Raw genomic sequence first — 22,176 nt, forward strand, 5'->3', positions numbered from 1 at the left:
AAAAAATGGTATAATTTTGTCAAAAAAAATTTAAGACATCAATTTTAATATCATGGAATATAGAAAATTAGGCAGCTCAGAACTTGAATTATCAACTATAACTTACGGTGCATTTGCAATTGGCGGAAACATGTGGGGCGGAAACGAAAAGAAAGATTCTATCGACTCTATTCACGTTTCTATAGCTCACGGCGTAACCACAATCGACACCGCTCCTTTTTATGGATTCGGCTTAAGCGAAGAAATGATTGGCGAAGCTTTAAAATCTCAAGATCGTTCAAAAGTACAATTGTTAACCAAATTTGGTTTGGTCTGGGATGGAAGCAATTACGGAAAAGGTGATTTCTTTTTTGATGCCGATGACAACGGAAAAAAGTTACCAATTTATAAATACGCTTCAAAAAACAACATTATCAAAGAAGTTGAAGAAAGCTTAAAACGCCTTCAAACAGATTATATTGACTTATTGCAAATTCACTGGCCTGACTCCACTACTCCAATTCAGGAAACTATGGAGGCTTTAGAAATTCTTATTCAGCAAGGAAAAATTAGAGCAGCCGGAGTTAGTAATTACAATGCAGGACAAATAAAAGAAGCACAAAAAACAATTCAATTGGCTTCAAATCAAGTTCCCTTTAGTATGCTGAATCAAGCCATTCAAACTGATTTAGTACCACTTACGATTCAGGAAAATATCGGAATCATTGCTTACAGCCCAATGGAAAGAGGTTTACTAACCGGAAAATATTTTACCGACAGTAAATTAAAGGATAACGATCATAGAAATGGTTATTTCGGTCAATTTGATCTTCAAAAAGTAAAAACATTGGTCGAAGAATTAAGTTCTCTGGCAAATGCAAAACACATTTCAATCTCACAATTGGTTTTACGCTGGACAACTTTACAAAAAGGAATTACAATTGTTTTAGCCGGAGCAAGAAACGCAGAACAAGCCATTTCAAACGCCAAAACAATGGATTTCGATTTATCAGCTTCAGAACTTGACTTCATTAATCAGGCGATTTCAAAACTTCAATAATATTTTAAACACATAGGAACATAGATTTTTCTTTATCGATAAAGGCGTTTCACTTGTTTAAACAAACATAGCCTGCACAATCTTGTCATTCCGAGGAACGAGGAATCTTCGTGAGAAACTCTACAAAGATTGGCAATTCACTATACGGAATTACTTACGAAGATTCCTCGTTCCTCGGAATGACAAACTTTGAGGGCTATGTGTGAGAAACTAGTTTCTTTCAATTACCTTTTTTAGAAAAAGAAAATCTATGTTTCTATGTGTTTCAAAAAAAAAATCTCAAAAAATTAAATAATTAGAATTTGGGCGTGTCCCTCCGGGCCGGGCTATCCGCTAAATTCCCGATTAACAAAAACTACGACTAAAAAGCCTTGTTTTTCTAAATCGGGAAATATCGCTCCTATCCCTCACGCAACCCAGATTCATTAGAACAAAAAGTAAAATGAAAAAAATATTTATCATCAACGGAAGTCAAAATTTTGCACATTCAGGCGGAAAATTTAATGAAACCGTTACCAACTGGACAATCGAATACTTAAAAAGTAAAAATTACGAAATAAAAACAACCGATATCAAACAAGAAATTGATCTTGATGAAGAAGTCGAAAAATTCGTTTGGGCAGATGTTGTAGTGTATCACACACCGGTTTGGTGGTTTCAATTACCAAATCTTTTTAAAAAATATATTGACGACGTTTTCACTGCCGGACACAACAAAGGGATTTACAAAAGCGACGGCAGAACCAGAACAAATCCTGACATTAACTATGGAACTGGCGGACTTCTTCACGGACGTAAATATATGCTGACCACAAGCTGGAATGCACCTGCTGCAGCTTTTACATTTCCCAGAGAATTTTTCGAAGAGACTTCTGTTGATGATGGAGTTATGTTTGGTTTCCATAAAATGAATAAATTTGTAGGTATGGAAAAACTAAACGGTTTCCATTTCCACGACGTTGAAAAAGGTGCTACATCTAAAAATATTAGTATCTTTAAGTATGAATATATCAATCATTTAGAACAAATCTTTAAAACTTTATAATTATGATATCCATTACTGCAATTCTAAAAAGCAAAAAAGAAAACATAAACCAAGTTCAAAGTATGCTGAATCATTTGGTGACAGAAACCAGAAAAGAAGCTGCTTGTGTTCGTTATGATCTTCATACTGCTGAAAATGTTTTTATCATTTGGGAAGAGTGGAAAGATCAGGATGGTCTTGACATACACAACAATCAATCATACTTACAGGATTTCATTGCAAAAACAGAACCTCTAATCGCTTCTCCAATTCAGGTTTATAAAACAATACAAATATTATAAAAAGTTAAAATAATTTATTTTCAAAAAACTAACTTGCCTTATCTTTAGTCATATTAAATATGAGCAAATATCATCTCGCTGAAATCAATATTGCCAAAATGAAAGGAGTCGATATCAACGACCCAATCATGAAAGAATTTGTAGACAACTTAGATTTAGTAAACACTTTAGCCGAAAACAGTGAAGGCTTCGTTTGGAGATTAAAAGATGATAGTTACAATGCTACAAACCTAAATCCGTACAATGACGAACAGATAATTGTAAATGTTTCTGTTTGGGAAAACATCGAAACTCTGGAACATTATATGTACAAAACGTTTCACAGTGAGTTTTTAAAACGCCGAAAAGAATGGTTTCAAAAATTCGGAAAGGCACACACCGCAATGTGGTGGATTCCTAAAGGACATATTCCTACTCTTGATGAAGCAGTTGAGAAATTAGATTATTTACAGCAAAACGGAGCTTCAAATTTAGTTTTTAATTTAAGAACAAAGTTTTCGGCACCTTCTTAAAAATGATTTTTTTTTTAAATTTATATATAGCCCCTAACAGAGCATTTTTCTGTCTGCATATATTTTTTTTCTACCGATATTTTGTCCCTATGGGATATTATGCAGAAAGATAATTCTAAAAATGCTCCTTTAGGAGCAAAATATCGGTAGAAAAAAAATCCATTAAAAAAATATCCCGTAGGGATTGTACCTCATTTAATCTAACAAAAGCGCGGTCTCAAAGTTTCGGGAACAAAATTTTTATTTAAATTGAATAGCGTCCGGCTAAAACTGGAGACAATTCAAAAAATCCTTTTAATCTTTTAATCTGTGGCTGTAAATAAAAACCTTGCTCCCAAAGCTTCGGCTCTGCGTTTTTACGAGATTCATTCTAAAGCTTGTGGATTTTTACAAATTATTTTAAAACTACGGAAATCCATAAAAACGATTATCAAAAAGCAGTTAAATTGCAACCTGAAATTCAATTTCAAATCAGAAAAAACAAAAAAATGATATAAATTCGTGCAATTTGCAGCTAAAAAAACGTTACAATTTATCACACCAATCACAATCATAAAAGAGAACTTTTAAATACCTTAGCAAATTATAATTCTACTCAATAAAATCAATAAAAATGGCTGAACAATCTTCAATTCAGTGCCCAAACTGCGGAACTCCTATCGATGTCAATGATGTATTAAAACATCAATTGGAAGACAGCATCCGTAAAGAATTTCAACAAAAAGCTACCATTCAAAATAAAGAATTAGAACTTAAAAACGAACAGCTCGAAAAAGCAAAAGCCGAATTTGAAGCAAAAAAGAAACAGGAAAACGAGCTTTTTGCCGAACGTTTAGAACGTGAGAAAAAAACAGCCGAAAAAGAAATTTTTGAAAAATTAAAAGCCAAATTAGAGGAAGAAAATAAGGATCGTTTACTTTTAATGGAAAAAGAACTCTCTGAAAAATCAGAGAAAATCAGGGAATTAAATAAAATGGAAGGCGAAATTGCAAAATTACAGCGTGAAAAACTGGAAATGAAAGAAGCAATCGAAGCCGAAGCGCAAAAGCAATTAAACGCTGCTTTAGTTTTAGAACGTGATAAAATCCGTAAACAGGAAGAAGAAAAAAACGAACTAAAAATCAAAGAATACCAGAAACAATCTGACGATCAAAAAAAGCTGATTGAAGAAATGAAACGCAAACAGGAACAAGGTTCTATGCAATTGCAAGGCGAAGTAATGGAATTAGCGATCGAGGAATGGCTGGCAAATAATTTTCCGTTAGATAGTATTGATGAAGTTAAAAAAGGTGCAAATGGTGCCGACTGCCTTCAAATTGTCAATACAAGAGAGTTGCAAAATTGCGGTTCTATTTATTATGAAAGTAAACGTACAAAGGCTTTTCAACCAGCGTGGATCGAAAAATTTAAAAATGATATTCGAACTAAAAAAGCCAATATTGGTGTTTTAGTTACCGAAGTAATGCCTGCCGGAATGGACCGAATGGGAATGCGTGACGGAATCTGGATTTGTACGTATGAAGAATTCAAAGGTTTAAGTGCCGTTTTGCGTCAGTCATTAATTCAGATAAGTCAGGCTGTTCAGGCGCAGGAAAACAAAGGTGATAAAATGTCAATGTTATACGATTTTTTAACCAGCAATGAATTCCGTTTACAGATTGAAGGAATTGTAGAAGGTTTTACCCAAATGCAGGGCGATCTTGATGCCGAAAAAAGAGCAATGCAGAGAATCTGGAAGCAACGTGAAAAACAAATTGAAAAAGTGGTTCATAACACTTTAGGAATGTACGGATCGATTCGTGGAATTGCAGGAAATGCGGTGCAGACCGTAAGAGCTTTAGAGCTTGATTTTGTTGAAGATGACGATGAAGATCCTAAAGAATTGTTGGAATAACAATGTGAGATGGCACGCGGATTAAACGGATTCGCTTACGCTAAAACACGGATGGGCACGGATTTTTTTTATTTTTTGATGAGAATTAAACATAATCTTGTCATTTCGCGTTCCTCGCAATCACAAAATAAAAAAGGTTCCGATAAATTTCGAAGCCTTTCATTTAATTAACCTTTTTTAAAAGACATTGTAAGCCCAAATTGATTAGAAAGATAAAGCTTATTATTTTCAATAGAATAACCTGAAGTCGTTCTTAATAATTGTACAAATTCGCTTTCTTTTTTTGCGTCACATTTTTTAGTCTCTGATGTAAGATTCGGAAACTGAAGTTTTCCTGCGCCATTCGATACCAAGCTTCCTTTAATACCATTGCATCCTGTTGAGCCAGAAAAACTTGATGAAGTCATTTCGATTTTTGGAGAACTTGAAAAATCTTTTTCAGTAATTACTTTTCCGTTTAAATTCTCTAAAACCCAGGTTTGCTGTAATTTCTTTTCAATTGAGTTTTCGTTAGCAGCGACTGTTGAATTTGCAGTTTTACTTGATTTGCAGCTGTAAACTAGTGATACAGCAATAAATAGCATTAAAATCTTTTTCATGTAAAATAAATAATATAAGTTTTATTTTACAAAAATATTCCGTCTTTAATCCATCCTTATATACTATAAGTTATTTTTAAACCATTCCAAGACATTTTTAAAACTATAAAATTTAATCTACCTTTCTAAAAACCAAAAGTTTAGCAGAAGAATTTGACAACGTTAATCTGTTATTTTCAATAGTATAAGTAGTTGTACTTTGCAGTGCTTTAGTAAAATCCCCTTCTTTATTTCCCGGCGCACAAGCCATTAAAGTCGAAATAACTTTTGAAAACCGAAGTAAATCCTTTTCATAAAAAATTGTCCCGCTTATCGCATTACAGCCTCCATACCCCATAAATCTGTTTTCGGCTGAATTGATTTCGATACGTGGCAGTTCCCGTTGAAAATCAGTAACAAAAACCTTGAATCCGTTAAGCTCTTCCACAACCCAAATATCATGTAAGCGATAATCAGTATTATATTTTCCACAGCCTCCCAGCTTTTTAAACTCAAGCTCTGAATTATTTTTAATTTCGACCGAAACCTTATAAGGAGAAATTGTTCCAGACATTGAATCCTGACAATCTAACTGCTGTATTGTAATGGTCGCTGTCGAAGTTTCATTGCTTACTTTGTACATCTTTATATTTGCATCCATAGCCTTTATTGCTTCAACTGCAGGAAAAACCAGTTTTTCTTTTCCTGGAATCAACGAAGTAAAAACAAAATTCTCATTTCCCATTTTTATTCCCCAAAAAGGTTCGTTTCCGGTTGCTTTAAAATAGACATTCATATCTTCTTCTATAACAGCTGTCTGTGTTACCTCTTTTGTATCAGAATTTTTGCCCGCAGTCGATTTACAACCAATCATTAACGATAGTAAAAGCAAAAGTGATATTATTTTTTTCATAATGATTTTATTTAAAAAGTGCTGTTTTACCAAAACACCTGTAAAATTCTTATGAATTTACGACATTTTTTTGAAATCCTTATTTAGAATCTTTTCAAATTTAAAATTTTTATAACACCGTTAATCCTTTAAAAACCCATACTGCGTAAAAGATTACGATAAAATACGTAATTATTTTTTAAGCCTATATCATAAAAATTAACAGTAATACGTATTTTTATAAGTATAAATACTTATATTTGCGTAGTAATACTTAATTAAAGAAATCATGATTAGAGTAATAGTAGTTGGAAACGGCATGGTTGGTTATAAATTTTGCGAAAAGTTCATTGCAAAATCAGGACAGGAAAAGTATCAGATTACTGTATTTGGTGAAGAACCAAGACGTGCTTACGACCGTGTTCATTTAAGTGAATACTTTGGAGGTAAAACGGCCGATGATTTGTCATTATCAACAACCGAATGGTACGCCGAAAACAATATTATTCTCAATACATCTGAATTGATTACAGATATTAATCGTACAGAAAAAACAATACATACCCATTTAGAAAAAACGCATACGTACGATTACTTAGTTTTGGCAACAGGTTCATCAGCATTTGTTCCTCCAATTGACGGAGTCGAAAAAGAGGGTGTTTTTGTATACAGAACCATCGAAGACTTAGATGCAATTATGGCTTATGCCAAAAAGATAAAGCAAAATGGTGCAACCGAAGCCGCTGTTCTTGGCGGAGGATTATTAGGTCTTGAAGCAGCAAAAGCCGTTAGAGATTTAGGATTGAATCCACATGTTGTAGAGTTTGCACCCCGTTTGATGCCGAGACAATTAGACAAAGGCGCAAGCGATATGTTACAAGCTAAAATTGAAGAATTAAATATCGGTATTCATCTTAACAAAGCAACACAATATATCGATGGAAAAGAAAGCATAACGGGAATGATGTTTGCTGACGAGGAATTGTTAAAAGTAGACATGTTGGTTATATCTGCCGGAATTAAACCTCGCGACGAACTGGCAAGAGTTTCAGGACTTGAAGTTGGATTACGAGGCGGAATTGTGGTAAACAATCAAATGCAGACATCAGATCCTTCTATTTATGCTATTGGAGAAGCAGCACTTTACAATCAAAACATTTACGGACTTGTTGCTCCAGGTTACGAAATGGCTGATGTTGCTGCCGAGCAAATCTTAAATGGTACTAAAACCATGAGAGAAACCATCGATATGTCGACACAATTAAAATTAATTGGTGTCGAAGTTGCGAGTTTTGGTGATCCTTTTATCGAAAATGATAACGTAACTGCCATTATTTATGAGAATAAATTAAGCGGAGTTTACAAAAGAATCAACGTTACTAAAGATTCTAAAACATTATTAGGCGGAATTCTGGTTGGAGATTCAAGCGATTACAATTCACTTTTCCAGATTTACAACAATGCAATGGCTTTGCCTAAAAATCCTGAAGATTTGATTTTAGGTTCAAGAGACGGTTCTGAAGGTTCAAGCTTAGGAAGCGTAATGGATTTGCCGGATACTGCCGTAATCTGTTCTTGCGAAAATGTTACCAAAGGTGCTATCTGCTGTAAAATTTTAGATGAAAGCTGCGCTAGTCTTTCAGATGTTGTGAAAGCAACGAAAGCGACTTCTGGCTGCGGCGGCTGTAAACCAATGGTTTCAGATTTGGTAAAAGCGGCTCAAAAATCACTTGGAAAAGAAGTTAAAGAAGTTATCTGTGAACATTTTAACTACACTCGTCAGGAATTATTCGATTTGGTAAAAATCAATAAATATGAGAATTTTTACGATGTTTTAGATCATCACGGAAAAGGCGATGGCTGCGAAGTGTGTAAACCCGTTGTAGCTTCTATTTTCTCTAGTATTTACAACGATACGGCAAACAAACACATCACTACACAAGATACAAACGACAGATTTTTGGCTAATATTCAACGAAACGGAACCTATTCTGTAGTTCCAAGAGTTGCCGGAGGAGAAATTACTGCCGAGAAATTAATTGTAATTGGCGAAGTTGCGAAACAATTCGATTTATACACTAAAATCACTGGTGCTCAAAGAGTTGATTTATTTGGAGCTCATTTAAGCGATCTCCCTAAAATATGGAAAATCTTAATCGATAACGGTTTTGAAAGCGGTCACGCATACGGAAAATCGCTTCGTGCCGTAAAAAGCTGTGTTGGAAACGCCTGGTGTCGTTACGGAATGGACGACAGTGCCGGATTTGCTATCGAACTTGAAAACAGATATAAAGGGATTCGTTCTCCACATAAATTAAAAGGCGGTGTTTCGGCCTGCATTCGTGAATGTGCCGAAGCCCGAGGAAAAGATTTCGGATTAATTGCTGTTGAAGGCGGCTGGAATTTATACATTGCCGGAAATGGCGGTGCAAACCCAAAACATGCTGTTTTATTAGCCGAAAAAATTGACAAAGAAACAGTTATTAAATACATGGACAGATTCTTAATGTATTACATCCGCACAGCCGGCCCGCTGGTTCGAACTTCAACATGGTTAGAAAAATTAGACGGCGGTCTAGAGTATTTAAAGCAAGTTATTATCGAAGACAGTTTAGGAATCTGCGAAACGCTTGAAGCCGAAATGCAGACTCTGGTAAATACTTTTGAATGCGAATGGAAACAGGTATTAGAAAAACCAAGATTATTAAAACGCTTTAATCATTTTATAAACTCAGACGATAAAGACGATAATGCAGTTTTTGTTCCGTTAAGAGATCAAAAAGCGCCAAAAGCCTGGTCATAAACTAAAAATTATAATTTTTAAACACATAGAGACATAGATTTTACAACTCCAAAAACGTTTTTCACTTCTCTAAAATAAGCAGAAATGATTTTCTTTTGACAATTCTTTTTTCAACTATTAAGTCTATGTCTCTATGTGTTTCAAAAAACAAAAATAAGCTCCAAAAAAAAACAAAAAAATATCAATAACGTTTGCTGTCCTTCTTACCCTCTTTTTTACTGCGCCATCAAAACTCTCTTGATTGTAAAAAGAGGGCTAAGAAACAGGAAATCAAAACAAACTTAAAATGGAAGAAATCTTAAATCAATACGAAACAGTCCATGCAAACGACGCAACAATTTGGTTTAAAGCGGGCAAAGTTGAAGATTTCCCGACCAATCGCGGCGGCTGTATTAAATACAAAAACAAACAGATTGCTATTTTTAATTTTACACGTCGTAACGAGTGGTACGCCTGCCAAAATGCATGTCCGCATAAAATGGAAATGGTACTATCAAGAGGAATGACAGGATCTGCAGATGATATTCCAAAAATTGCCTGTCCTATGCATAAAAAAACATTTTCATTAGTAGATGGTTCTAACTTAAATGGCGACGATTATAAAATTGCAACATACCCAATTAAGATCATTGAAAACGAAGTGTTTGTTGGATTTATAGATTAGTTTAAAAGCCACTCCCGATAGCTATTGGGATTCACAGATTAAAATTATTTTGCCACGAATTAACACGAATTAAATTAATGGAATTCGTGAAATTCGCAGCGAAAAAACCCAATTCAATATCTTTGAAATCCAAATAACAAAAACAATAGAAATAATTGATTTATTGCCACAGATTAAAGGATTTTTAAGATTAAATCTGTGAAAACCTTCCAATCTGCGGCAAAAAATAAAATAATAATTCGTGCTAATTCGTGAAATTCGCGGCGAAAAAAAACAACTCAATACCTTTGAAATCCAAATAACAAAAACAATAGAAATAATTGATTTATTGCCACAGATTAAAGGATTTTTAGGATTAAATCAGTGAAAACCTTCCAATCTGCGGCAAAAAAAAATAATAATTCGTGCTAATTTGTGAAATTCGCAGCAAAAAAACCCAACTCAATATCTTTGAAATCCAAATAACAAAAACAATAGAAATAATTGATTTACTGCCACAGATTAAAGGATTTTTAGGATCAAATCAGTGAAAATCTTCTAATCTGCGGCAAAATAATAAAATAATAATTCGTGCTAATTCGTGAAATTCGCGGCGAAAAAAACTTAATTCCGTATCTTTGAAATCTATTATCTTCAAAAAAATGAGTACACCTTTTCAAAAAGCCAGCGAATGGATTGATGCCGAAAACGCACAAGATCCAAATATCGACATCGATCAAAACAAAGAATATCCAAAAGAATTATTGTATTCAAACAGGATGTACGAAAGGTTGATGCAGTTTGACCCCAATGCTTCAGAAGAAATTCAGATTGCGTCAAAAGCGCAGCACATCTGTCGATGGAAAGTAGCACGTGAATCGTTTCCTATGGATCGTGTTGGTTATTTGAAATGGAGAGAAGAATTGAAAAAATTTCACTCAAAAACCACTGCCGAAATTTTAGTAAAAGCAGGTTACGACCAGACTTTCATAGACCGTGTTTCATTTTTAATAGAGAAAAAATTACTTAAAAAAGATCACGAAACACAATTATTAGAAGATGTTATCTGTCTGGTGTTTTTAGAGTATTATTTAGAGCCTTTTGTTCATAAACACGATGAAGAAAAACTAAAAAACATCATCAAAAAAACCTGGGATAAAATGTCTGACAAAGGACATCAGGAAGCCTTAAAAATCAATTATTCTGAAGAAAATTTAAACCTGATAAAAGCTTCTTTAGGATTGTAAACTGATTATATGAAGAAAAGCAATCAGGAAGCTGCAGATAAAATCACATTCAAAAATTTACGCCGTCTGTATTTTTTTGCGCTTCTTACTATTGCCTTAACCATAATTATCAGCCAAGCTTTAGTTCAGTACAATCTGAATCAGCAGTTAAGCGATTCTAAAATCATCAATTTTTCGGGAAGGCAGAGAATGCTGAGTCAGAAAATTGTAAAAGAAGTTCTAATTCTTCATTACGTTTCTGATACCGTTTCTTCTAAACAAACCTCACATTTACAAAATGTTTTATCTCTTTGGAAAAAAAGCCAAAACGCACTCAAAAACGGCAGTGACAGTTTAGCTTTTCCAAAAGAAAAAAGCGAAACACTCCATAAATTATATCTCGAAATCAATCCGATTTTCAATAAAATCGCGGAGACTACTGATTTGTTTTTATTGAATTTAAAACAGAAAAAACAATCCGAAGAAAATCAAAAACTTGTACAGGTAATTCTAGAAAACGAAGGTTCCTTTCTTTCAAAAATGAATCAAATCGTTACACAATACGATCTTGAAGCACACGAAAAAGTAACAGAACAGCGTAAAATAGAATTTTGGATTTTTGGCTTCACCCTATTGGTACTGCTTTTAGAGTTTTTCTTCATTTTTAAACCCACAAATAAGAAAATCGAAAGATTAATAGCCAAACTTTTATCTTCGGAAAAAAAGGCTTTAAAACTGGCTTACGACACAGAAATCATCAGCGAAATCAAAGAAAATTCGGTTAAAGAATTAAAGTCGCTCAATTATGCAATGGAAAATACATTACTCTATTGCCGAATTGCGCCTGATGGTTCGATTATTCATATTGGAGAAAAATTTGCCAAACTTTTAAACTACACCAAATTTTCATCAAACAAAAAATTCTCAGAAGTTTTAACGATTGACGAAAAAGAACAAATCAATATTGACCGTCTTATTTTTGAAAAACAAAGAAGCGGCTGGCAGGGCGAAATCAAAATTTTAAATAAAGAGGATCAAACCATCTGGCTGGATTTATCAATGGTTCCCGTAACAATTAAAAAAGACGAATTAGAACTTTTGATTATTTGTTTCAACATTACCGAACGTAAAAAAGCACAGCGCGAAGTCGAGCGTTTAAATCTTGAAAACATCACTGAAAAAATCAATCAGCAAAAGATTATTTCAAGCAAAATTGTTGAAAATCAGGAAAACGAACAAAACCGAATCGCCAAAGAAATTCACGACGGAATTGGTCAAATGCTTACCGGTTTAAAATTTAGTCTGGAAAGTATCAATTTAGAAGACAAAGAAAAAGCTGCTCAAAAAATAGAATACCTTAAAAAATTATCACTTGATATTATAAAAGGTGTCCGCACGGCAACTTTCAATTTAATGCCCCCGGAGTTAAGCGATCATGGAATCGTTTCATCTCTTTCTAAATTAACACAAGAGCTTTCTAAACTTACCGGAAAAGAAATTCTGTTTTACAACAAAACCAATTTTGACCAGCGTTTAGATTCTTTAATCGAAATCAATATATATCGACTTACACAGGAAGCCATCAACAATGCCATAAAATATGCAGAATCAACGCATATTATCGTACAGCTTTCGCATAGTGAGACACTTTTAAGCGTTATTATTGATGATAACGGAAAAGGTTTCAACATTAACTCAGTTTACAAAAAACGAAACAGCGAATCAGGCATGGGATTATTGTTTATGAAAGAAAGAATTCAATACATTAACGGCCGCGTTTTCATCAACTCAATTCCCGGCGAAGGCACAAGGATTACTTTTAATATTCCGATACTTAAGTAGAAATTCCATTTTTTTTAATTCCAAATTCCAAATACTTTACGCTTAGAAAACTTTGACAAAGTTGACCACGATCTTGTCAGGCTGAGCGAAGTCGAAGCCCGCACAAAGTAAATCCACAATTAAAAATCAAATAAAATCAATTGCCACCAGCTTTAGCTGAAGGTATACAAAAAAGCATCAAAAAGGCTTTAACCAAACTTACAAATTTGGCTAAAGCCTTTCTTTTATCTATAAAAGCCTCCAGCTAAAGCTGGAAGCAATTAAAAAACAAACTTTGTCAAAGTTTTGAGAACTTTAACAAAGTTAAACACAATCTTGTCAGACTGAGCGAAGTCGAAGCCCGTGCAGTCTTAATCGACAATCTTTGCAGGGCTTCGACTTCGCTCAGCCTGACAATACTAAGTACAATTTTGTAATTTAGAATTCCTAACATTAGAATTTTTAATGTTACAATTTAAAATCTAAAAAATTACGTATATTAGCGTCTTCTTTATAGATGAATATACGTAAAAATCCAGAATAAAATTAAGTAAACTATGAGTAATATCATTCGTGTAGTGCTGGCAGATGACCATGTTTTTGTTAGAGACGGAATCAAATCCTTATTAGAAAACGAAGCAAACATTGAGGTTGTAGGTGAAGCAATTGATGGTGCTGATGCTCTTGACGTAGTGGCAGAAAGCAAACCCGATTTACTTATTGCTGATATTCGTATGCCAAATCTAACCGGCATCGAACTAGTAGAAAAACTTAGAAGCGAAAATAATAGCATAAAAATTATCATGCTTTCGATGCACGAATCCGAAGAATACGTATTGAAATCCATAAAAGCCGGCGCCGATGGTTACTTATTAAAAGGTTCCAGCAAGGAAGAATTCTTAAAAGCACTTCATACCGTTGCTGCGGGCGGAAAATATTTTAGTGGAGATATTTCTTCTATCTTAATTGGTCAATTGACAAACCCTTCTAATTCATTAGAACCTAAACAAAGCTTAGGCGACGAAATGATGATTACAAAAAGAGAGAAAGAAATCCTGACACTCTTATTATCCGGAAAAGGAAACAAAGAAATTGCCGAAGCACTTGATATTAGTAAACGAACTGCCGAAGTACATCGTTTCAACCTGATGAAAAAACTGAAAGTAAAAAACCTAATGGAACTTTCTAACAAAGCAGCAGAATATTCTTTGATTTAAAAAATACGTATAAATACGTAATTATTTTTCAAAAACTGCGTTTTCGCATCTTTTTACTAAGTTATAGTACTTATTTTTACAAAAAAAAATATAAGTGCTATGAAAAATACAAGCTCATTATCGCAATCACACAAGATATTATTCTTAAACACACTGGCATTTACCGTGTGTTTTGCCTGCTGGACTTTAAACGGGGTTTTAGTAACCTTTCTGGTTGATAACGGAATTTTTCACTGGAGCGTTGTTCAGGTAGGATGGCTTCTTGGTATTCCAATTCTAACAGGATCTATTATGCGTCTTCCTATAGGAATCCTGACAGATAAATTTGGAGGAAAATACGTTTTTTCACTTTTACTGCTTCTCAGTTCAATTCCGTTGTTTCTCCTTCCCTATGCCGACAGCTTTTTTATGTTTGCCTTACTAAGCTTTTTCTTCGGAATGGTAGGAACTAGTTTTGCAGTCGGAATTGGTTATACATCTATTTGGTATCCAAAAGAATGGCAGGGACGCGCTCTGGGAATTTTCGGAATGGGAAATGCCGGCGCAGCTATTACAACATTTTTAGCTCCTTCACTATTAAATCATTTTTCAATTAATGATCCGCAAAACGGCTGGAAAATACTTCCTGTTATTTATGCAGTTTCTTTAGTCGTAATTGGAATCGCTTTTTTGATTTTCACTGAAAATAAAAAAGCACAAAGCAATACTAAAACTATTTCTCAAATGCTGGTTCCGTTAAAATCGACACGAGTTTGGCGTTTTGGAGCCTATTACTTTTTAGTTTTTGGCTGTTTTGTAGCCTATTCACAATGGTTATTGCCAAATTTCATGAACGTTTATCAAACCAGTTTAGTTATGGGCGGTTTGTTTGCTACTATGTTCAGCCTTCCTTCTGGTGTAATTAGAGCCTTTGGAGGTTATTTATCGGATAAATTTGGTGCACGAAAAGTGATGTATTGGGTATTAGGCTCATCGGTAATTTTAAGTGCTTTATTAGCTGTCCCGAAAATGGAAATTACAACTGCTGGACCAGGAGTTTTGGCAACCAAAAAAGGAACTATTACAGCTGTTACCAACGACAATATTAAGATTGGTGAAACAGATTTTGCGGTCGCACAAAAAAAAGAAAATAATACTGAAAATGCTATTTTTCCAACTTCTACGTCATGGCAGCAAGTTGTAGTTGCAGAAAACCAAAGTGTAAAGAAAAAAGAACTTCTGGCTAAAGGAATTACAGTTATTAAGTTTGATGCCAATATGTGGGTATTCCTTGTTTTGGTAATCCTAATTGGAATTTCATGGGGAATTGGAAAAGCTGCAGTCTACAAACATATCCCAGAATATTTCCCAAATGAAGTTGGTGTTGTTGGCGGAATGGTTGGAATGATTGGAGGCTTGGGCGGTTTCTTTGGGCCTATTATCTTTGGGTATTTATTAACTGCAACCGGAATCTGGTCAAGTTCATGGATTTTTATTCTGCTTTTTTCAATCGGATGTTTGGTCTGGATGCACTATGCAATTACCAAAAGCGCCAGCAAAAAACAACCTGTACCAGTAAAAACAATTGAAAAGCAACAGCTTGTACCTGTAAACCAATTAAATTGAAAAATAATGACTTTTATCATTCATAAAGGCTTAATTTTCTTATAATTTTACGGTATCAAAATAAAGATACCAGTTTTATGAAAAAAATAAAATTAATTGCTCTGTTACTTTTTGGTACTGGCGCGGCTCTGCAAGCACAAGAATTAGACGTAAATTTACAAATAAGACCTCGTTTTGAATACCGAAACGGATATAAACAACTTCTGCCGGAAGGCCAGAAGGGGACGTCACAAATCTCGCAGCGTTCTCGTTTAAATTTCAATTATAAACAAGAAGATTTAACTGTAAAATTAACTCTGCAAAATACCAGAACCTGGGGAGATGTTGTTCCTGCAGCTACCGCAGATAAAAATGGAGTAGCTGTTTTTGAAGCCTGGGCGCAATATAATTTTACTGAAAAATGGAGTGCCAGAATGGGACGCCAGGTACTTTCTTATGATAATCAGCGTATTTTAGGAGAACAAGATTGGGGACAACAGGCACAAAGCCATGATGCACTTACAATTTCGTATCAAACCGAAAAACAAAAATTAGATTTCGGGGGAGCTTATAACTCAACTGCCGAAAATGTGGTTCAGACACCTTATACTGTTGCCAGTTATAAAACTCTACAATATGTGTGGTATCACAATCAATTTAACGAAGCTTTTGGTTTGAGTTTCTTATTACTAAATACTGGTTACGAATATGCTCCTGATCCTGCCCCTTCTACCAAACTATTGGTAGATTACAAACAAACTTTTGGACCTTATCTAACTTATAAAAAAGGTAAAATTGATACTAATTTTTGGGCATACGGACAAACTGGGAAAAGCACAGATTTGCAAGTGAGCGCGTGGAATGCGGCGGCTAATTTTAATTATAGCATAACTGATTCTTTTAAAGCTGGTTTAGGATATGAATTCCTTTCAGGAAAAGATACAAATGACACAAGTACTGTTATTAAATCGTTCAACCCAATTTTTGGTACCAACCACGGTTTTAACGGTTATATGGATTATTTTTATGTTGGAAATTACTTAAACAGTGTAGGTTTACAAGATGCATTTATCAAATTAAATTACAATGTAAACAAATGGCAGTTTGCTTTGATTCCGCACGTATTCCTATCAGCTGCTGATGTTGTTACACCTGCAAATGAAAAACTTGAATCATATTTAGGAACTGAGATTGACGCAGCTTTTGGATATAACTTCAAAAAAGACATTACAGTTTCAGGAGGTTACTCTCAAATGTTTGGTTCTAAAACTTTGGAATTTGTTAAAGGCGGAGATGCCAGCCATACCAACAATTGGGCTTGGTTAATGATTTCTGTAAATCCAAGAATTTTTAGCTGGAAAAAATAATTTTTCTTCAAAATCAACTTATATATTTTACCCTTTTCCTATTTCGGAAAAGGGTATTTTTTTTATTTACAAAAAACTTAGTATATCTCGTTTAATTATTTATATTTGAATCGATTACGAACCCCAAATTCTATCCCCAATGAAACAATTTCTAAAATTATCAATGTTAACTTTTATTGCAGCTCAAACAGGCATCGCTCAAAAATATAATGATGCCTTAATTTCAAAAAACTCAGAAATAAACTTTGCAAAAACACCAAAAAGAGGAATTAAAAAAGACAACATTATTTATTATGTTGAAAATGATTTACAAACCATATCTGCCTACAAAAGAAGTAAATTGAAATGGCAGACGAATGTAATTTCTGTTTGCGGAAAACCAAAAAAAGGAGAACCTGAAATAAGATATGTAGGATATAATGCAAACAAACTGCTTATAGTTATCGGAAAACATAATTTTGCAGAAATTGACATTAATAGTGGCGAAACAAAATTTGTTGGTTAAGATTAAAAAATACAAAACTATTTAATCTAATTTTCTAAAATATACATTTTTAATTTACCCTTTTTCAGTTTTGGAAAAGGGTATTTTTTTGGTTTTCCTTAAACTTTTTTTTGCTTTTTAAATTGCTATATTTGATATATGAAGAAACTTTTAAACTTAGCATTGCTAATAGTAGTTATCCTTTTTTCTAGTTGTGAAAAGAAAATCAAAGATTTAGAATTTGAGAAAAATGTAATGACTGAAATTTTTCCAAGTTTAATCGATTCAACATGCATAGATATAAGACTCTTTACAAATTTCCCACCCAAATATGGAGAATCAATATATGATAAAACAGGTCATTATATTGGAGTTGATAGTACAAAAGCTACGGAAGAACAAAAGCGAAAATTACTAGAATGGAAAATCAATACAGAAAAAATTAAAAAAGATACTTCGAAAATTATTGTTGCTTTTGATCCATTACTAAAAGATAACAGTCAAAATCTAAGAGAAGATTTCCAAAAACACTTTAAAAACGCTAAAATTTATATATCAAAAGAAAAAAAAGAAAGTGAATACGTTTTTGATTTTAAAAACATAAAACTCAACAATAAATTTGAACTCAGAAATATTTCTCAATTTCCAAAAGAAAGAGGTCTGATTTGGTTAGCCAAATACGATTTTGTTTTTTCCGGAGCAGTTTTCTTTTCCAGAATACAATTTGACAAGGATAAAAAATTTGGAATTTTAGATGGTGGCTTTGCTTGTGGTGACCGTTGCGGACAAGGATTTCGAATTTATATTAAAAAAGCCAATAATAAATGGATTATTGATGACGTTGAAGGAACTTGGGTTGCTTAGTCTTTTTCTATTTTTAAATTTTCCAATAAATGAAACTCATAGCCTGGAATTGCAACATGGCATTCAGAAAAAAAGCAGAATTCATTCTAGCCCATAATCCTGATATTGCTGTAATTTCAGAGTGTGAAAATCCTGAAAAATTAAAATTTCCAAACGAAACACAATTACCAAATGATATTCTTTGGTACGGCACAAATCCGCATAAAGGAATTGGAGTTTTCTCTTATAGCGATTATCGATTTCAATTGCTCGATTGCCATAATCCAATTTTCAAAAATATTCTTCCAATAGCCGTTACTCATGGAAAAATCGATTTTACTTTATTTGCAATCTGGGCAAACAATCCTGAAGATAAAGACGGACAATATGTTACCCAGGTTTGGAAAGCGATTAACTATTATGAAGATCTTATTAAAGAAACCAAAACCATTTTAATTGGAGATTTCAACAGCAATACTATTTGGGACAAACCACGACGAGAAGGAAATCATACAACGGTTGTAAACAAACTGGGAGACAAAAATATTTTTAGTACTTATCATAAATATTTTAATCAAATTCAGGGCAAAGAAGAACATCCAACTTTATACCTTTATAGACACGAGAACAAACCGTATCATCTGGATTACTGTTTTGCTTCAAATGATTTTATTGAAACTCTTGAAAGTGTTCAAATAGGAACATATCAAGACTGGACTACGCTCAGTGACCACAAACCCTTAATAATTAAATTCAATATATAAACCATGAACAACTGGACTCAGCGATGGGACGACCGCTACAGCAGTGAAGAATTTGCTTACGGCGAAGAACCCAACAATTACTTAAGAGATCAACTGGAAAAGCTAAATCCCGGTACTATACTTTTTCCTGCTGAAGGCGAAGGAAGAAATGCCGTTTTTGCCGCAAAATCGGGCTGGAAAGTTTCCGCTTTTGATATTAGTGAAGAAGGAAAAAACAAAGCTTTAAAACTTGCTGATGCTAATAATGTTTCAATTGATTATCAGGTTGGCGAATTAGAAACTCTGGATTTTCAACAAGAACAATTTGATACGATTGCTTTAATTTACGCTCATTTTCCAGCAGAAATTAAATCGGCTATTCATAGACAGCTTGATAAATTATTACGTAAAAATGGTATTATTATTTTTGAAGCTTTCAGCAAAAAACATTTAGAATATCTTGCCATAAACGAAAAAGTGGGCGGACCAAAAGACATTGAATCTCTATTTTCAATTGAAGAAATTAAAGCGGATTTCCCAGATTATGAAATCATCGAATTAGAAGAAAAAGAAATCGAACTCAACGAAGGTTTATTTCATAACGGAACAGGTTCTGTAATTCGATTTATTGGGAAAAAGAAATAAAAAACTCAATTTGACTTATTTTTCTAGTCGAACTATAATTCTACTAAACAGTATTTTAAAAATACAATCAAAAAAATATTCATATCCAAGATAATTCGTAAATTTGGAAAAATACTAATGAGATGGATTTACAGACTAGAAAAATAGAATTTGTACAGGAGTTTCTAAAAATTCAAAGTGAAGAAGTAATTTCTCAGCTTGAAAATTTATTAAAAAGCAGAAACAAAAAAAATGAAGATGAAAGTGATTTTTTGAGTCCATTTTCTATTGAAGAATTTAATAACAGAATTGATCAATCAGAAGATGATTTTAAAAAAGGAAAATATAAAACAACTTCACAACTTCTAGAAAAATATAAGTAATGAAATTGAAAGTTATATGGTCTGAATTTGCAGAAAATGAAATTGATAAAATCTATAACTATTATCTTGAAAAAGCGGGAATTAAAGTTGCTAAAAAAATCATTAAAGAAATCATTTCTGAACCCAAAAAACTTATAAATAATACATTTTCAGCACAAGTTGAAGATCTTTTATTAGACAGAGAAAATAGATACTTATATCTAACTTGTAACAATTACAAGATCATTTATTGTATTGACGATGATAAAAAGTTGATAAAAATTTCAGACGTTTTTGATACCAGACAAAATCCTGTAAAGATTAAACGAACAAAATAACAGAGACGCACAGCAGTGCGTCTCAACAGAACATCTCAATTAAATTCTAATTAATTTTTATACTTCATTCCCATATCTTCAATAGAAAATTTGTCTGTCAATAAATGCAGCAATTTATCTCTTAAAGCAATATACTCAGGCATTTTTACAATTTCGATTTTATTTCTTGGTCTAGGCAGATGCACTTCAACAATTTCTCTTATGGTTGATGCCGGACCATTATTCAAAACTACAATTCGATCAGATAAAAACAACGCTTCTTCAATATCATGCGTAATCATTACAATTGTTTTTTCTCTATTGTCCAGGTTCCATAATTTCAAGACTTCCAATTGCATCGATCCTTTTGTTAAGGCATCTAAAGCTCCAAAAGGCTCATCCAAAAGCAATACGCCCGGATTGATTGCAAAAGCCCTCGCAATAGCAACACGTTGTTTCATTCCGCCCGAAAGCTGTCCCGGCAGTTTATCTTTATGTTCGAATAAATTCACCCTTTTAAGATTCTGAATCACGATCTCATGTTTTTCTTTTTTGGAACATTTCATAACCGAATCGACAGCCTGAAAGATATTCTCCTCTACTGTTAACCAAGGTAAAAGCGAGTAGTTCTGAAAAACGATTCCGCGATCCGGTCCCGGTCCTTTTATTTTTTGACTGGCCAGCTCAACAGAACCTCCAGTTGGCGTAAGCATGCCTCCAATAGCATTCATAATAGTCGATTTTCCACAGCCCGAATGTCCTATAATCGAAATGATTTCTCCTTTTTGAATAGATAAATTAATATCGTGAACGGCAATGTATTTACCTTTTGGAGTTGGAAATGATATCTCTAAATTTTTGATTTCTAAATAACTCATAATGTTGGATTTTAGATTTTAGATTGTTGATTTTAGATTTCTGAGAGTTTCAGGTTTCAAGTTTCAGGCGGCCTACCTTTGTCCCTTTGCAACTTTGAACCTTTGCACCTCTGATTAAGCTTTGTAAGCCACTTTATTTTCGATGAAAGTGAAAAATTTATCAAATAATAAACCAACTATTCCAATAATGATTATAGCAGAAATTACTTTTTCTAAACTTAAGGCATTCCAGCTGTCCCACACAAAAAATCCTATTCCGGCACCGCCGGAAAGCATTTCTCCGGCAACAATTACAAGCCACGCCACGCTGATACTCAAACGCAGTCCGGTAATGATATGAGGCAAACTATACGGAATCAATATTTTGGTGAGGTAACGCATCTTAGAAAAACCGAATGCTTTTGCTACATTTTTATGATCCTGAGGAATTGAAGCAATTCCAAAAGAAGTATTGATTAAAGTGGACCATAAGGATGTAATGAAAACGATAAAAATCGCTGCCAAACCGGTATCTTTAAAAACGACCAATCCAATAGGAAACCATGCCAAAGGCGAAACCGGTTTTAAAAGCTGTACAATTGGGTACATAATTTGTTTGCAAATCGTACTCGCTCCCATTAAAATCCCAATTGGAATTGCAACTAAAGAACCTAATAAAAAGCCCAGCAAAACGGTTTTTATTGAATTGAATAACTGCAGTCCTATTCCTTTATCATTGGGTCCGTAATCATAAAACGGATCGCTTAACATTTCTTTTAAAACTGTAAAGGTGGCCAAAGGTCCAGGAAGTGCCTCTTTAGTATAATAACTTAATAAACTCCAAAAACCAATAAACAAAGCAATTCCGATTCCTGCCAAAGCTGTTGATTTTAGTTTAATGGAAATTGAATTTAAAATCAATTTCCATTTTTCATTTTTTCCGGCATCAATTGCGGTGTTTTCCATCAAAACTTCTGTTTGATCTGCGATATCGTTTAGCGTTAAAGTATCTTTATTAGACATGATATTCTGATTTAAATTTGA

22 protein-coding genes are annotated in these 22,176 nt (G+C 33.6%); 18 read left to right on the top strand and 4 right to left on the bottom strand.

Annotation, left to right across the window (positions count from 1 at the left end; genetic code table 11):
• Positions 1–52: 52 nt before the first annotated feature.
• The 5 genes from AABD74_RS19895 (at position 53) to AABD74_RS19915 (ending at position 4,771) form a co-directional block, all read left to right on the top strand.
• Positions 53–1,039: an aldo/keto reductase gene (locus AABD74_RS19895; protein ID WP_406844050.1), complete on the top strand. Its 987-nt coding sequence runs from the start codon at positions 53–55 to the stop codon at positions 1,037–1,039.
• Between the two features lie 442 nt (positions 1,040–1,481).
• Positions 1,482–2,084 (top strand): NAD(P)H-dependent oxidoreductase, encoded by a 603-nt coding sequence (locus AABD74_RS19900; RefSeq protein WP_406844051.1) that lies wholly within the window; start codon positions 1,482–1,484, stop codon positions 2,082–2,084.
• A 2-nt stretch (positions 2,085–2,086) separates the two neighbouring features.
• Positions 2,087–2,365: a putative quinol monooxygenase gene (locus tag AABD74_RS19905; protein ID WP_406844052.1), complete on the top strand. Its 279-nt coding sequence runs from the start codon at positions 2,087–2,089 to the stop codon at positions 2,363–2,365.
• A gap of 59 nt (positions 2,366–2,424) precedes the next feature.
• Entirely contained in the window at positions 2,425–2,877 is a 453-nt protein-coding gene (locus AABD74_RS19910) for a DUF3291 domain-containing protein (protein ID WP_406844053.1), read from the top strand.
• 613 nt (positions 2,878–3,490) lie between these two features.
• Positions 3,491–4,771: a DUF2130 domain-containing protein gene (locus tag AABD74_RS19915; RefSeq protein WP_406844054.1), complete on the top strand. Its 1,281-nt coding sequence runs from the start codon at positions 3,491–3,493 to the stop codon at positions 4,769–4,771.
• 167 nt (positions 4,772–4,938) lie between these two features.
• On the opposite strand, the gene AABD74_RS19920 is transcribed toward AABD74_RS19915, so the two are convergent.
• Complete coding sequence (locus AABD74_RS19920) at positions 4,939–5,370, bottom strand: META domain-containing protein (RefSeq protein ID WP_406844055.1); 432 nt, start codon at positions 5,368–5,370, stop codon at positions 4,939–4,941.
• Between the two features lie 112 nt (positions 5,371–5,482).
• Positions 5,483–6,262 (bottom strand): META domain-containing protein, encoded by a 780-nt coding sequence (locus AABD74_RS19925; RefSeq protein WP_406844056.1) that lies wholly within the window; start codon positions 6,260–6,262, stop codon positions 5,483–5,485.
• A gap of 268 nt (positions 6,263–6,530) precedes the next feature.
• On the opposite strand from AABD74_RS19925, the gene nirB reads away from it, so the two are divergent.
• The 13 genes from nirB (at position 6,531) to AABD74_RS19990 (ending at position 20,296) form a co-directional block, all read left to right on the top strand.
• Positions 6,531–9,044, top strand: coding sequence for a nitrite reductase large subunit NirB (gene nirB, locus AABD74_RS19930; RefSeq protein ID WP_406844057.1), 2,514 nt, complete (start codon positions 6,531–6,533; stop codon positions 9,042–9,044).
• Positions 9,045–9,330: 286 nt separating this feature from the next.
• Positions 9,331–9,708 (top strand): nitrite reductase small subunit NirD, encoded by a 378-nt coding sequence (gene nirD / locus AABD74_RS19935; RefSeq protein WP_232682772.1) that lies wholly within the window; start codon positions 9,331–9,333, stop codon positions 9,706–9,708.
• 641 nt (positions 9,709–10,349) lie between these two features.
• Positions 10,350–10,934 carry a DUF4202 domain-containing protein gene (locus tag AABD74_RS19940; RefSeq protein WP_406844058.1) on the top strand — a complete coding sequence of 195 codons (585 nt, stop codon included), beginning with the start codon at positions 10,350–10,352 and terminating at the stop codon, positions 10,932–10,934.
• A 9-nt stretch (positions 10,935–10,943) separates the two neighbouring features.
• The gene (locus AABD74_RS19945) at positions 10,944–12,755 is read left to right on the top strand and encodes a type IV pili methyl-accepting chemotaxis transducer N-terminal domain-containing protein (protein WP_406844059.1); all 1,812 of its coding nucleotides are present in this window, start codon (positions 10,944–10,946) and stop codon (positions 12,753–12,755) included.
• Positions 12,756–13,291: 536 nt separating this feature from the next.
• Positions 13,292–13,951, top strand: coding sequence for a response regulator transcription factor (locus tag AABD74_RS19950; protein ID WP_232682769.1), 660 nt, complete (start codon positions 13,292–13,294; stop codon positions 13,949–13,951).
• Between the two features lie 99 nt (positions 13,952–14,050).
• Entirely contained in the window at positions 14,051–15,556 is a 1,506-nt protein-coding gene (locus AABD74_RS19955; protein WP_232682767.1) for a nitrate/nitrite transporter, read from the top strand.
• Positions 15,557–15,633: 77 nt separating this feature from the next.
• On the top strand, positions 15,634–16,902 hold the full coding sequence (locus tag AABD74_RS19960; protein WP_406844060.1) for an alginate export family protein: 1,269 nt from the start codon (positions 15,634–15,636) through the stop codon (positions 16,900–16,902).
• Positions 16,903–17,041: 139 nt separating this feature from the next.
• Positions 17,042–17,407, top strand: a complete 366-nt coding sequence (locus AABD74_RS19965; protein WP_406844061.1) for a hypothetical protein — start codon at positions 17,042–17,044, stop codon at positions 17,405–17,407.
• 138 nt (positions 17,408–17,545) lie between these two features.
• The gene (locus AABD74_RS19970) at positions 17,546–18,250 is read left to right on the top strand and encodes a hypothetical protein (RefSeq protein ID WP_406844062.1); all 705 of its coding nucleotides are present in this window, start codon (positions 17,546–17,548) and stop codon (positions 18,248–18,250) included.
• A 29-nt stretch (positions 18,251–18,279) separates the two neighbouring features.
• Positions 18,280–18,993, top strand: coding sequence for an endonuclease/exonuclease/phosphatase family protein (locus AABD74_RS19975; protein ID WP_406844063.1), 714 nt, complete (start codon positions 18,280–18,282; stop codon positions 18,991–18,993).
• A 3-nt stretch (positions 18,994–18,996) separates the two neighbouring features.
• On the top strand, positions 18,997–19,617 hold the full coding sequence (locus AABD74_RS19980; protein ID WP_232682762.1) for a bifunctional 2-polyprenyl-6-hydroxyphenol methylase/3-demethylubiquinol 3-O-methyltransferase UbiG: 621 nt from the start codon (positions 18,997–18,999) through the stop codon (positions 19,615–19,617).
• A gap of 122 nt (positions 19,618–19,739) precedes the next feature.
• Positions 19,740–19,979 carry a hypothetical protein gene (locus AABD74_RS19985; protein WP_232682761.1) on the top strand — a complete coding sequence of 80 codons (240 nt, stop codon included), beginning with the start codon at positions 19,740–19,742 and terminating at the stop codon, positions 19,977–19,979.
• Positions 19,979–20,296 (top strand): type II toxin-antitoxin system RelE/ParE family toxin, encoded by a 318-nt coding sequence (locus AABD74_RS19990; protein WP_232682760.1) that lies wholly within the window; start codon positions 19,979–19,981, stop codon positions 20,294–20,296. The genes AABD74_RS19985 and AABD74_RS19990 overlap by 1 nt, the downstream gene beginning before the upstream one ends.
• A gap of 50 nt (positions 20,297–20,346) precedes the next feature.
• Here the strand turns inward: AABD74_RS19990 and AABD74_RS19995 are convergent, their stop codons facing one another.
• The gene (locus AABD74_RS19995; protein ID WP_232682758.1) at positions 20,347–21,153 is read right to left on the bottom strand and encodes an ABC transporter ATP-binding protein; all 807 of its coding nucleotides are present in this window, start codon (positions 21,151–21,153) and stop codon (positions 20,347–20,349) included.
• Positions 21,154–21,267: 114 nt separating this feature from the next.
• Positions 21,268–22,155 carry a nitrate ABC transporter permease gene (ntrB, locus tag AABD74_RS20000; RefSeq protein ID WP_232682757.1) on the bottom strand — a complete coding sequence of 296 codons (888 nt, stop codon included), beginning with the start codon at positions 22,153–22,155 and terminating at the stop codon, positions 21,268–21,270.
• Positions 22,156–22,176 lie beyond the last annotated feature (21 nt).

Source organism: Flavobacterium soyae, from assembly GCF_045348165.1.
GTDB lineage: Bacteria > Bacteroidota > Bacteroidia > Flavobacteriales > Flavobacteriaceae > Flavobacterium > Flavobacterium soyae.